The organism is Stenotrophomonas maltophilia (assembly GCF_006974125.1).
In the GTDB taxonomy this organism is placed as follows: Bacteria; Pseudomonadota; Gammaproteobacteria; order Xanthomonadales; family Xanthomonadaceae; genus Stenotrophomonas; species Stenotrophomonas maltophilia_O.
Genome location: NZ_CP037858.1, coordinates 2600467 through 2612511, shown reverse-complemented (window position 1 = coordinate 2612511; position 12045 = coordinate 2600467). Strand labels below are relative to the sequence as shown.

Here is a 12045-nt window from a genome sequence, read left to right as displayed (position 1 = left end):
TCAGCGCGAACGCAGGGTCCACTTGCCGTCGCCGACCAGGAACAGCACCACCAGCGCCAGCGCCCAGAAGGCCGGATATTCCCAGCCGCCGCCGGCGTTGGCGAAGCCGAAGCCGTTGGCGCCGTGCACGGTGGCGATGGTGCCCAGCAGCAGCGGCACGCCAACCAGGCCCACCCAGCGCGCGTAGATGCCCAGCAGCAGCGCGGCGGTGATCGTCAGCTCGACGGCGATGGTGAGGTAGCCGAGCACGCCGGGCAGCCCCAGAGATTCGAAGAACGCCGCCGTACCGGCCGGGGTGAACACCAGCAGCTTGGTCAGCGCATGGACCAGGAACAGCACGCCCAGGGCCAGGCGCAGCAGGGTGGCGCCATACGGTGCCAGCGGCGAAACAGGAGCGGTCGTGGTGTGCATCGGAAAGCACCTTGAAGGGAGTAGGCACAGGTTATTGCGCCTTCACGGACTGATAAATACGATGGTTTGACCGTATTTATTTCGAAAGACGCAACAATGGATACCCTCGATGCGATGCGGGTCTTCGTGGCGGTGGTCGAGCGCAACGGCTTCAGTGCCGCCGCCCAGGCCCTGGACATGTCCACCGCCGGCGTCACCCGCCAGGTCGCGGCGCTGGAGAAGCGCCTGTCCACCCGCCTGCTCCACCGCACCACGCGCCGGGTCAGCCCGACCAGTGCCGGCGCCGCCTATTACGCCCAGTGCGTGCGCCTGCTGGCCGAGTTCGACGCGCTGGAGGCCAGCATCGGTGCGCAGGCGCTGGAGCCCTCGGGCACGCTGCGCATCAACGCGCCGGTCAGCTGGGGCATTGCCCGCCTCGGCCCGTTGCTGGCCAGCTACCGCGAACGCTTCCCGCAGGTGGAACTGGACCTGGCGCTGTCCGACCGCCTGGTGGACATGGTCGAGGAAGGCTACGACGTGGCCATCCGCATCACCCGCGAGCCCGGCCCCACGCTGATCGCGCGCCGCCTGGGCGAATCGCGGGTGAGCCTGTGCGCCGCACCGTCCTACCTGGCCGCGCGTGGCACGCCGCAGACACCGCAGGAGCTGCAGGCACACGCGTGCCTGAGCTACAGCTACTGGGCCGCCGGTGATCACTGGCCGCTGCAGGGGCCCGCTGGAGAAGTGAAGGTGGCGGTGAGCAGCCTGCTGCATGCCAACAACGGCGACGTGCTGCGCGAAGCGGCGATTGCAGGCATGGGGGTGATCCTGCAGCCGGACTTCCTGTTGCAGGATGCGTTGGCCGATGGTCGCCTGGTGCGCATCCTGCCCGAATGGGAGGCCGCGCCGATCGGCATCTTCGCGGTCTATGCCAGCCGCAGCCACCTGGCACCGAAGGTGCGCAGTTTCATCGACCACCTGGTGGAGGCCGGGGTGTAGCCGAGCCTGGCGTTTGCCGGTAGTGCCGGCCGCTGGCCGGCAATCAGACACATCCCGGTCCTGGGCGAATGCCGGCCAGCGGCCGGCACTACCACTTAGGCGGCCACCTCATCCAGCGCATCGATGATCCGTTCCAGCGGCGCCGGCCGCCCCAGCAGGTAGCCCTGCACCTGGTCGCAGCCGTGTGCGGCCAGCCAGTCCAGCTGCCCCGGCGTCTCCACGCCCTCGGCGATGATCGTCAGGCCCATGCTGTGGCCCAGCGACAGCAGCGCGCGGCAGATCGAGGCATTGCGTGGATTGGTTTCCACATCGGCAACGAAACTGCGATCGATCTTCAGGATGTCCAGCGGCAGGTGCTGCAGGTAGGACATGCTGGAATAGCCGGTGCCGAAATCATCCAGCGACACGCTGATGCCCTGCTCGTGCAGGCGCTGCATGGTCTGCATCGCCTGCGCCGGCTTGCGCATCAGGCTGCTCTCGGTCAACTCCACGTGCAGCGCGCCGCGGGCCAGGCCGAACTCCTGCTGGGCGCGGGTGAACTCGGCCACCAGGTCGCTGTTGAAGAACTGCACGGCGGACACATTGACTGCGATCGGCAGCTCGCCCCAGCCGGCCTCGACCAGCCGCCGCTGCGCCTTGGCCGCCGCACGGATCACCCAGCGGCCCAGCGCCAGGATCAGCCCGGTCTCCTCGCACAGCTGGATGAACTCGTTGGGCGGAATGAAGCTGCCATCGGCCTGTGGCCAGCGCAGCAGCGCCTCCAGTGCCGCCGGGCTGCCATCGCTGGCGTGCCGGATCGGCTGGAAATACAGCTGGAATTCGTTGTCGATGGCGGCATGGATGCGCCCTGCCAGGCGCAGGCGGTCGGCCAGGCGCGTGGTCACTGCCGCGTCGAACCAGACCACCACGTTGCCCTCGGCACGCGCGGCATGCGCGGCCTGTGCAGCCATGCCGATCACCTGCTCGGCGCTATGGCCATCCCCGGCCACGTGCACCGCCACGCCAATGCGCGGCTCGAACTGGTGCAGTGAATCCTTGCCGCGCATCGGCGCCGACACGATCTGCAGCAGGTCGTCCAGCACGCGCTGGGTATCGTGCCCGGCACCGATGGCGAACACGAAGTCCTCCGCCGGCTGGAAGGCCAGCGTGCCGCAACGCGCGCCCAACCCGCCCAGGCGGGTCGCCATCGACTGCAGCACCGCATCACCGATCTCGCGTCCCAGCGTATCGGCCACCAGCTGCAGGCCGCGCAACTGCACGAAGGCGATGGTATAGCCCTCGTCCTGCTCATCCAGCTGGTCGGTCAGCGCACGCACGTTGAGCAGGCCGGTGGCCGGGTTGTGCCGCGCCTGGTAGGCCAGGTCGCGTTCGTAGGCCAGCCGTTCACTCACATCCTCGGCCAGCACCAGGCAGGCGGGCTGACCATCGAAATCGAGCTTGGACAGGTGCGCGCGCACTTCGAACACACTGCCGTCCTTGCGCCGGTGCAGGCGCACGGTGGCGTCCTGCAGTTCGCCGACACGGGCCTTGGCGATCGCCCCCTTCACTTCGTCCCAGCCTTCGCGCGGACGGATGTCGAGGATGCTCATCGCCAGGAATTCCTCGCGGCTGTAACCGTACTGGCGCACCGCAGCGTCGTTGACCTCGATGAAGCGCAGCGTGTCCGGATCGAACACCCAGAAGGGCGCCGGGTTGCGGTCGAACAACAGGCGGAAGCGGCGCTCCACTTCGCTCATCTGCTCGCGCGCCTGGTAGCGTTCGCTCAGGTCGGTCAGCGCGCCGATCATGCGCCGTTCGCTGTCGGCCACTTCCACCCGCTGTCCGCGCGCCCCCACCCAGCGCACTTCACCCCCGGGCAGCACCAGGCGGAACACCTGGTCGAGCACCGCACCGCCGGCGAAGGCCTGGTCAAAGGCCTGCTGCAGGCGCGCGGCATCATCGCGATGCACCCGTGCAAAGAAATCGGCGACCGGCAGGGCATCGGTCTGCACTCCAAAGATCTCGCGCGCCAGCGGCGACCAGCGCAGCAGTGCGGCGTCCTCGTCCACGTACCAGGTGCAGACACGACCGACCTGGTGCGCAAGACGCAGCTCGGCGTGGCCCGTCTTCAGTTCCTCGGCCATCGCCTGCTGGCTGCGGGTGCTGCGCCGCACGGCGTACAGCAGTACCAGCAACACCGCGATATAGGCCAGTACGATCGCCACCGACGCCTGCAGGTACGGCCACCAGGGCGCGAGCACGTCTTCGTCGGCCAGGCCGACCTGCACCGCCAGCGGGCTGCGTTCCAGCGTGCTGATGGTGGTGATGCGCGGCACACCATCGACCACGCCGGGCAGGCTGCCGAGCTCGACCACGGCCTGCTTGCCGAGCAGGTCGCGGTGCGGAAGATCGTAGCGGCGACCGACCGTGCCGTGCGGGTCTGGCACGCGGGCCAGCATGTAGCCTTCCGCATCGCTGATCGAAACCAGCCCGTTCGGGCCAACATCGAGCCCGCCGACGATGCGCTGCAGTTCGCCGCAGCGCAGCCGCGCCAGCAACCAGCGGTCACCGGCCATCGGCAACGCCAGCGGCACCACCCAGCCACCATCGCTGGCGCGCAGCGGCGGGCCGATATACAGCGAACTGCCCAGGCCGCGGCGCTGCGGGTCGGTCCACAGCGGCAGGTTCAGGTCACCTTTGCCGGCCGTCAGGGCGCGGCCATGGCTGTCCAGCACCACGATGCTGTGCAGTTCAGCGTGGCGGCGCAGCACACCACCGACAGCGGCATCCAGCAGTGCCGGCGCCTGCGCCGGCACGCTGCGGAACAGTTCAGCGGCATCGGCAGCGATGCCGGACATCGCCCGCTCCAGGTTGCGCAGCTCCAGCGCCAGCAGGCGCTCGCTGCCCACCGCCAGCGCGCGGCTCTGCCGCTGCGCGGCCTCCAGGCGGCGGTGATGATCGTTGGCCAGCATGGTGGCCAATCCGGCCACCAGCAACAGGCCCAGCAGCACGCCACCCCAGGTGATGGCGCGCAACGGACGGGCCAACGCCCGCTTCAACGCGGGCATCGGTCGATCTTCCTTGTGCAGTCGGCTGGCTTCATGCGCGAACGAATCCTCCACATCCCCGACCTCAACGGCCGGCGAACGCCATTCTTGACGCCTGACCCCGTCCTGCATGGCCACCTCCCCGTGTCCGCGCAGGGCTCGAGGGCCCAGCATGCACCACCCCGATGACGGCGTGAAGATCGCTTCGGCGCGTTCAGCCAGATCCTGCACAGGACCGGCCGGCCACAGGGACGGCCAGCCGGACCGTGGCGGATTAGACTTGGGGTTTTCCGCTGCAAGAGAAGTCCATGTCCAAGCTGCGCCGTCCCACCCTGGCACTGGCCATCGTTGCCAGCCTGTCCCTGGCTGCCTGCGACCGTCCGGCCGATCCGGCCGCTGGCACCGCCAAGCCCGCCGAAGCTGCACCCGCTGCGGCCAAGCCGATGCTGGGCAGCTTCGGCTTCGATGCCAGCGGCATGGACCGCAGCATCGCGGCCGGCGATGACTTCTTCGGCTTCGCCAACGGCACCTGGGTCAAGAACACCGAGATTCCGGCCGACCGTTCGCGCTTCGGCAGCTTCAACGTCATTGCCGAGAAGACCCTGGCCGACACCCGCGCCATCCTCGAAGGCGCGGCCGGCAACGCGCAGGCCAGCGGTGACGACAAGCTGATCGGCGACTACTACGCCGCCTACATGGACGAAGCCGGCATCGAGCAGCACGGCATCGCCCCGCTGCAGCCGCAGCTGAAGGCGATCGATGCGATCGCCGACAAGGCCGGCCTGGCCCGCACCCTCGGCGGCGACATGCGCGCCGACGTCGACCTGCTCAACGCCACCAACTTCTACACCGACCGCCTGTTCGGCCTGTGGGTGTCGGTGGACATGCTGCAGCCGGACCGTACCGCGCCCTACCTGGTGCAGGGTGGCCTGGGCATGCCTGACCGCGATTTCTACCTGGGCGGCGGCCGCATGGCCGAGCTGCGCAAGCAATACCAGGCCTACATCGCGCAGATGCTGCAGCTGGCTGGCGTTGCCGACCCGGCCGGCAAGGCACAGCGCATCCTCGCTCTGGAGACCAGGATCGCGCAGACGCATGCCACCCAGGAAGAAACCAACGACGTGACCAAGGGTGCCAATCCGTGGACCCAGGCCGACTTCAATGCCAAGGCGCCGGGCATGGACTGGAACGCCTTCCTCGATGCAGCCGCGCTGGGCAAGCAGCAGGACTTCATCGTGTGGCAGCCCAAGGCCGTGGCCGGCCTGTCCAAGCTGGTCGCCACCGAGCCGCTGGACGTCTGGAAGGACTACCTGGCCTTCCACGCACTGGACCGTGCCGCCGCCTACCTGCCGAAGAAGTTCGCCGATGCCCGCTTCGCCTTCCATGGCACCGCGCTGAGCGGCACGCCGCAGCAGAGCGACCGCTGGAAGCGCGCCGTGGATGATGCCAACCATGCAGTCGGCGAGGCCATCGGCAAGCGCTACGTCGAGAAGCACTTCGACGCGAAGACCAAGGAGCGCGCGGACGAGATGGCGAAGAACATCATCGCCGCCTTCGCCAAGCGCATCGACGCACTGTCGTGGATGTCGCCGCAGACCAAGGCACATGCCAAGGCCAAGGTCGCCGGCCTGACCGTGGGCATGGGCTACCCGGAGAAGTGGCGCGACTACACCGGCCTGGAGATCCGTCGCGATGACGCGCTGGGCAACGCACAGCGCGCCGAGCTGTTCGAGTACCAGCGCAACATCGCCAAGCTGGGCAAGCCGGTCGACCACGGCGAATGGGCGATGCTGCCGCAGACCATCAATGCGATGAACGTGCCGCTGGAGAACCGCCTGGTGTTCCCGGCCGCGATCCTGCAGCCGCCGTTCTTCGACGGCGCCGCCGACGACGCGGTGAACTACGGTGCGATCGGCGCGGTGATCGGCCATGAGATCAGCCACGGCTTCGACAACGCCGGCGCGCTGTTCGATGAAACCGGCAAGCTGCACAACTGGTGGACCGCCGAGGACCTGAAGCAGTTCAACGCCGCCGGTGATGCGCTGGCCGCGCAGTTCAGCAGCTACGAGCCGTTCCCGGGCGTGCATGTGAACGGCAAGCTGACCCTGGGCGAGAACATCGCCGACGTGGCCGGCCTGGGCACTGCCTACGATGCCTACCAGCTGTCGCTGCAGGGCAAGCCGGGCCAGACCCTGGAAGGCTTCACCCCGGACCAGCGCTTCTTCCTCGGCTTCGCCCAGGCGTGGCGCAGCAAGAGCCGCGAGCAGGCGCTGCGCAACTCGCTGCTGACCGATGTGCATGCACCGGGCCAGTTCCGCGCACTGACCGTGCGCAACATCGACGCCTGGTACCCGGCGTTCGAAGTGAAGGAAGGCCAGAAGCTGTACCTGGCCCCGGACAAGCGGGTCAAGGTGTGGTGATGTAACCGGAACGGGCGCTGCAAGGCGCCCGTTTCATTTCCGGGTAGCGGCCGACCTTGGTTGGCCTCTACCCACGCCATCCACCCATGGGCTGGATCTACCTGCGGGTGCTGGCAACCAGCATCACTGCGCTCGTGGCGAGCGCAGCTGCCCCCCACAGGTTGGCGTGCAGCCCGAAGCCATCCAGCAGCCGGCCACCGGCCCACGCCCCCAGCGCGATGCCGATGTTGAACACCCCCACATACAAGGCGGTGGCGATCTCCACGGCCTGCGGCACCGCTTTCATCATCCAGCTCATCAGGCCCACCGATACACCGCCATAGGCCAGGCCCCACAGCAGCAGCACCGCAATGCCGCCGGTTGGCGTGCTGCCCAGCCAAAGGAACAACAACGGCGTCAGCAGCAACCCGCACGCGATCGCCAGCAGCACCCCGCGTGGATGGCGTGCGGCCAGCGGCCCGGCGATGAAGTTGCCCGCGATGCCCGCCATGCCATAGGCGAACAGCAGCGCGCCGATCCAGGCAGCATCCACGCCCGATTGCAGGGCCAGCAACGGGCGTACATAGGTGAACGCAGTGAAGTGACCCGCTACCAGCAACAGGGTCAGGCACAGGCCGCGCTGCAGGCCATGGTGGCCAAGCAGCTGCACGAACTGCGCCAGCCGTACCGACGCCGCCACCGGCAACGCGGGAAGCACTGCAAGATGCAGCAGCAGGACCGCCGCGCTGAACAGCGCCATCGCCGCGAACGCGAATCGCCAGCCCAGCGCGTCGCCAATCAGTGCACCCAGCGGCACCCCCAGCACCGACGCTGCGGCCACGCCGCCGAAGATGATCGAGGTGGCCAGGCCGATGCGAGGCGCCGGCACCAGGCGCGCGGCCAATCCACCAGCAATTGCCCAGATACCTCCCATGCAGAACCCTACCAGCACCCGCGCGGCCAGCAGCCAGGCGATGCCCGGCGCCAGCGCGGAGGCGATGTTGGCCACCATCAGCAGGCCGAGCAGTACGCACAGGATGCGGCGACGATCGATGCCACCGGCAACGATCACCACCAGCGGCGCAAACAGCGCCGCCAGCAGGGCCGGTAGCGAGATCATCAGCCCGGCGGTGCCGATGGACGCACCAAGGTCATCAGCGATCGGGGTCAGCAGGCCGACCGGCAGCATTTCGGTAGTGACGACTGCGAAGATCGCAAGGCCGACCGCCGACACCGCCATCCATGGGCGACGGAGCACAGTCGCGGGCTGTGCAGACGAAGCAGCGCTCATCGCGTGGCCTCCGCAACACAGGCCGGTACACGCGTTCGAGGCAGTGCGTGCTGCGCGAGCACGGCGATCAGCAGCACGCAGGCGCCCGCGAGCAGCGCGACCAGAAAGCCCGGGCGCACGCCAGCGGCATCGACCACCTGGCCCGACACCGCCGCACCCAGCGCGACACCGATGTTCAGACCCGCCAGCAGCCAGGTCATGCCTTCGGTGAGCCGTGCTGCCGGCACGCATTGTTCGACCAGCGACATCGCCACGATCATCGTCGGCGCGAAGAACACCCCGGCCAGCAGCACCGCCACGGCCAGTCCAGGCAGGCTGCCGACCCACAGCAGCGGCAACGTGGTCATCGAAGTGGCTGCTGCACCGAGCAGCAGCAAGCGCCGCAACCGCACCTGCAGTTTCAATGCACCAAACAGCAGGCCCGCTGCGCAGCTGCCCAGCGCATAGGCCGACAGCACCGCGCTGGCGGCCAGCGGCTGCCCACGCTGCTCGGCGAACGCCACGCTGGTGATGTCGACGGTGCCGACGATCACGCCCATCGCCAGCATCAGCAACGCCAGCAGGCGGATCTCCGGTTGCCGCAGCAGGGAACGTCGCGGTGTTGCGGCATCGAGAGCCTGCAGCGGTGGTTCGGTGCCCCGCTGCAGCACCAGCGCGACGACGCCGACCACCAGCAACAGGGCCGCCGCCAGCACGCCAGCCTGCGGCCACACCGCCACCGACAGCCCGACCGACAGCGGCGGCCCGGCGATGAAGGTGACTTCGTCGAATACGGTTTCCAGCGAATACGCGGTCTGCAATTGCGGGCGACCGCGATGGATCGAGGTCCAGCGTGCGCGCACCATCGCCGACACGCTCGGCATGCACCCAGCCAGCATGGCAGCGACGAAAAGCGCCCAGTCCGGCGCCCGCAGTACAGTGCAGACCAGCAACACCAGCAGCCCGGCCGCACTGGCCGCGGTAGCCCACGGCAACACCCTGCCCTGGCCGTGGCGGTCGACCCAACGCGACACCTGCGGTGACAGCAGCGCGTAGGTCAGCACGAAGGTGGCCGACACCGCACCGGCCAGGGCATAGCTGCCGCGCAGCTGCGACAGCAGGGTGATGATGCCGATGCCGGTCATCGGTAGCGGCAGGCGGGCCAGTAACCCGGCCAGGGCAAGGCCGGTGGTGCCGGGGGCGGCGAACAGGTCGCGGTAGGGGGTGGCCATCAGGATCTCCAGGGCAGCGGCTTGCCTGGCGCACCCGGCGCCACGACAATACATACAGAGCGTATGAATAAGAGGCTACATTCATACGTGTCGTATGTAAATAATCATGCACTGCGTATGTAAGGAGCTCAGGATGGTCCGCCGCACCCGCGCCGAGATGGAAGAAACCCGCGCCAGCCTGCTGGCCACCGCCCGCCGGGTGTTCAGTGAACATGGCTATGCCGCCACCTCGATGGACGACCTGACCGCCCAGGCCGGACTGACCCGCGGTGCGCTCTATCACCACTTCGGCGACAAGAAGGGCCTGCTGGCAGCGGTGGTCGCCCAGCTGGACGCGGAGACCGACCTGCGCCTGCAGGCGATCAGCGACGGCGCCGATGATGCCTGGGAGGGTTTCGTGCAGCGCTGTCGCGCGTACCTGGAGATGGCGCTGGAACCGGAAATCCAGCGCATCGTGCTGCGCGACGCGCGCGCGGTGCTGGGTGGCGCCTCACCGGAATCGCAGCGCCACTGCGTGCATTCGATGCAGCGCCTGATCGAACAGATGATCGCGCAGGGCGTGGTGGCGCCGGTGGATGCGCAGGCGCTGGCGTCATTGATCTACGGCAGCCTGGCCGAGGCCGCGTTCTGGATCGCCGAAGGGGAGGAAGGTGATGCGCGCCTGCGGCAGGCGACGGCCGCGCTGCAGATGCTGTTGCGCGGGTTGAAGGTAGGCGGGTAAGGCCCATCCACGCATGGCGTGGATCTACGGCGGAATCCGCTCTGGTAGAGGCCAACCTCGGTTGGCGCTTCTGAAGCATCGCGCGAAACGCGTGCCAACCAAGGTTGGTACCTACCGGAGCACTTCGGGCCACTCCCGCAGGACTTCCACCGGCACGCTCATGCGTGCGCAGGCGCGGCTGGCCAGGCCATCGGGCAGCGCGCGGCGGAACAGCGGCGCCATGCCCTGCATCAGCTTCGCAGAGGCTGCGGCCTGCGCACGCTGGCGGCCATTGCGTTCCAGCATGCCCTCGGCCCAGTCCGGCAGCAGTGCCGCACCCGCGCCAAGGAACACCTCGCGCGACAGCCCTGGCACCGGAACCGGCAGGCGCACCCCGGACAACACCTCCAGCACTTCCCGCGAGCGCTCGTCCACACGCAGCTCCGGCTGCCGTGCACAGAAGTACGCCGCCACTTCGGCTTCGCTGCGTGGCACATCCACCGCGCCCAGTGCCTCGGCCACGCAGCGGTACTCGTCGTAGTAGCGATCGGCGATGTGCTCCGGAACCTCGCGCCCGTAGCGGCGGAAGCCCTGCAGGAAACCGAAGGCCTCGGTTACGTGCACCCAGGTCAGCAGTTGCGGATCATCAGCAGCATACGGCTCGCCCTGCGCGGTCTGGCCACGGATCTGCGCGTGAATGCGACGCACCTTGGCCACCAGCGCTTCCACCTCGCCGCTGGGCGCATAGCTGGTACCGGCAACGAAGGCGGTGGTGCGACGCAGGCGCCCCACCAGGTCCTGGCGGAAATTGGAGTGGTCGTAGACCCCGGCCAGTGCCCGCGGATGCAGGGTCTGCAGCATCAGCGCACACAGGCCACCGGCCAGCATCGAAGGGAATTCAGCATGCAGCCGCCAGGTGACGCTGTCCGGGCCGAACCAGCCCGGGTCACCCAGGGGGTGGTCGTAATCGATGCCGCTCTGGCCACGCGGGAAGGCCTCCAGCACCCAGCGCCGGATCGGCGCGGTGACGGGGCGGGAGAGTCGCTGCAGCAGAGCAGGCATCACAGGTCCAGGAAAGGCGGAAGTACGGCCACGCGTTGCGCGGTCGGCCCCGATTCTGGGCGATCACGACGCTGGCGGCGAGTCTCCGCGCTCAGCCACGGTTTCATGTGCGGCCGCAGCACATTTCACCCTGCGACATCCTGTCGCAGGCTGCGACCGCGATGCTGCAATGCACCAACATTCACCCATTCATACAAAACCCTTATGCCGCTAGGCATTGCGCCCATTGCACGGCTCGCTGGAAGTGCTAGAACTGAACCCGCCACACCGTCCAACGCTGATCGACGCACGTTCCACAAGGAGCCAGCCATGATTGCTTTGTTCAAGGGTTTGGGACTACTGCTTCGCGACAACGAGCTCTACAGCAGCCCGTTCGAAAAACAGGTCGCGCACTGGCGCAGCCTCAGCGAGCAGCAGATCCGCGATGAAGTGGCTGTGCTGGCCCAGGCCAAGTGCCAGTGGTTGATCGCCTCGATCGTCGGCTGGCAGGCGGCCTCGCTGCTGATCCTCGGCCTGATCACCAACTACCTGTGGCGCGACGATTACCACATCACCTTCACGCGCGTGGTCGTGGTGTTCGGCTCATGGATCTCGATCCTGTTCGTGATCTGGTTCATGGCCAACATGTTCGACCGCACTGCCGGTTTCGAGCGCTGGATGAAGGCCTTCAACAGCCGCGCCCGCATCAGCTCCAAGGCCGACAGTGTCGAGCACGTGGCCGAGGCACTGGACCTGGCCGAGCATTACCCGGAAGTACTCGATTACAAGCAGGCGGTCACCGCCAAGCGCGAACTGCGCCATGAGGACATCCGCATCATGACCGAGATCGGGCGCATGAAGCAGCACTCCGAACTGGTCGGCCGCCTCAACCACGTGGGCGAGAACGAGCACCACCACGACCTGACACTGCAACCTGCCTACTGAGCCTTGAGGGAAGCGGGGGGACCCACAATGCCACCGTGCGCGA

The 12045-nt window shown here is 67.9% G+C and carries 9 protein-coding genes; 4 read left to right on the top strand and 5 right to left on the bottom strand.

What is annotated here, in order from left to right:
* On the bottom strand, positions 1 to 411 hold the full coding sequence (locus tag EZ304_RS11815) for a DoxX family protein (RefSeq protein ID WP_142807164.1): 411 nt from the start codon (positions 409 to 411) through the stop codon (positions 1 to 3).
* A gap of 96 nt (positions 412 to 507) precedes the next feature.
* Here EZ304_RS11815 and EZ304_RS11810 point away from each other — a divergent pair, with 96 nt between their 5' ends.
* Positions 508 to 1389 carry a LysR family transcriptional regulator gene (locus tag EZ304_RS11810; protein ID WP_142807163.1) on the top strand — a complete coding sequence of 294 codons (882 nt, stop codon included), beginning with the start codon at positions 508 to 510 and terminating at the stop codon, positions 1387 to 1389.
* A gap of 95 nt (positions 1390 to 1484) precedes the next feature.
* Here the strand turns inward: EZ304_RS11810 and EZ304_RS11805 are convergent, their stop codons facing one another.
* Complete coding sequence (locus EZ304_RS11805; RefSeq protein WP_142807162.1) at positions 1485 to 4547, bottom strand: bifunctional diguanylate cyclase/phosphodiesterase; 3063 nt, start codon at positions 4545 to 4547, stop codon at positions 1485 to 1487.
* A 176-nt stretch (positions 4548 to 4723) separates the two neighbouring features.
* Between EZ304_RS11805 and EZ304_RS11800 the strand changes: the two genes are divergently transcribed.
* Positions 4724 to 6835, top strand: a complete 2112-nt coding sequence (locus tag EZ304_RS11800; protein WP_142807161.1) for a M13 family metallopeptidase — start codon at positions 4724 to 4726, stop codon at positions 6833 to 6835.
* 97 nt (positions 6836 to 6932) lie between these two features.
* Here EZ304_RS11800 and EZ304_RS11795 read toward each other — a convergent pair whose 3' ends face one another.
* The gene (locus EZ304_RS11795) at positions 6933 to 8105 is read right to left on the bottom strand and encodes an MFS transporter (RefSeq protein WP_142807160.1); all 1173 of its coding nucleotides are present in this window, start codon (positions 8103 to 8105) and stop codon (positions 6933 to 6935) included.
* On the bottom strand, positions 8102 to 9316 hold the full coding sequence (locus tag EZ304_RS11790; protein ID WP_142807159.1) for an MFS transporter: 1215 nt from the start codon (positions 9314 to 9316) through the stop codon (positions 8102 to 8104). The genes EZ304_RS11795 and EZ304_RS11790 overlap by 4 nt, the downstream gene beginning before the upstream one ends.
* Before the next feature lie 133 nt (positions 9317 to 9449).
* Here EZ304_RS11790 and EZ304_RS11785 point away from each other — a divergent pair, with 133 nt between their 5' ends.
* Positions 9450 to 10037, top strand: coding sequence for a TetR/AcrR family transcriptional regulator (locus EZ304_RS11785; RefSeq protein ID WP_142807158.1), 588 nt, complete (start codon positions 9450 to 9452; stop codon positions 10035 to 10037).
* Positions 10038 to 10148: 111 nt separating this feature from the next.
* On the opposite strand, the gene EZ304_RS11780 is transcribed toward EZ304_RS11785, so the two are convergent.
* Positions 10149 to 11078 (bottom strand): oxygenase MpaB family protein, encoded by a 930-nt coding sequence (locus tag EZ304_RS11780; protein ID WP_142807157.1) that lies wholly within the window; start codon positions 11076 to 11078, stop codon positions 10149 to 10151.
* A gap of 309 nt (positions 11079 to 11387) precedes the next feature.
* Here EZ304_RS11780 and EZ304_RS11775 point away from each other — a divergent pair, with 309 nt between their 5' ends.
* On the top strand, positions 11388 to 12002 hold the full coding sequence (locus EZ304_RS11775; protein ID WP_049432369.1) for a hypothetical protein: 615 nt from the start codon (positions 11388 to 11390) through the stop codon (positions 12000 to 12002).
* Positions 12003 to 12045: the final 43 nt, after the last annotated feature.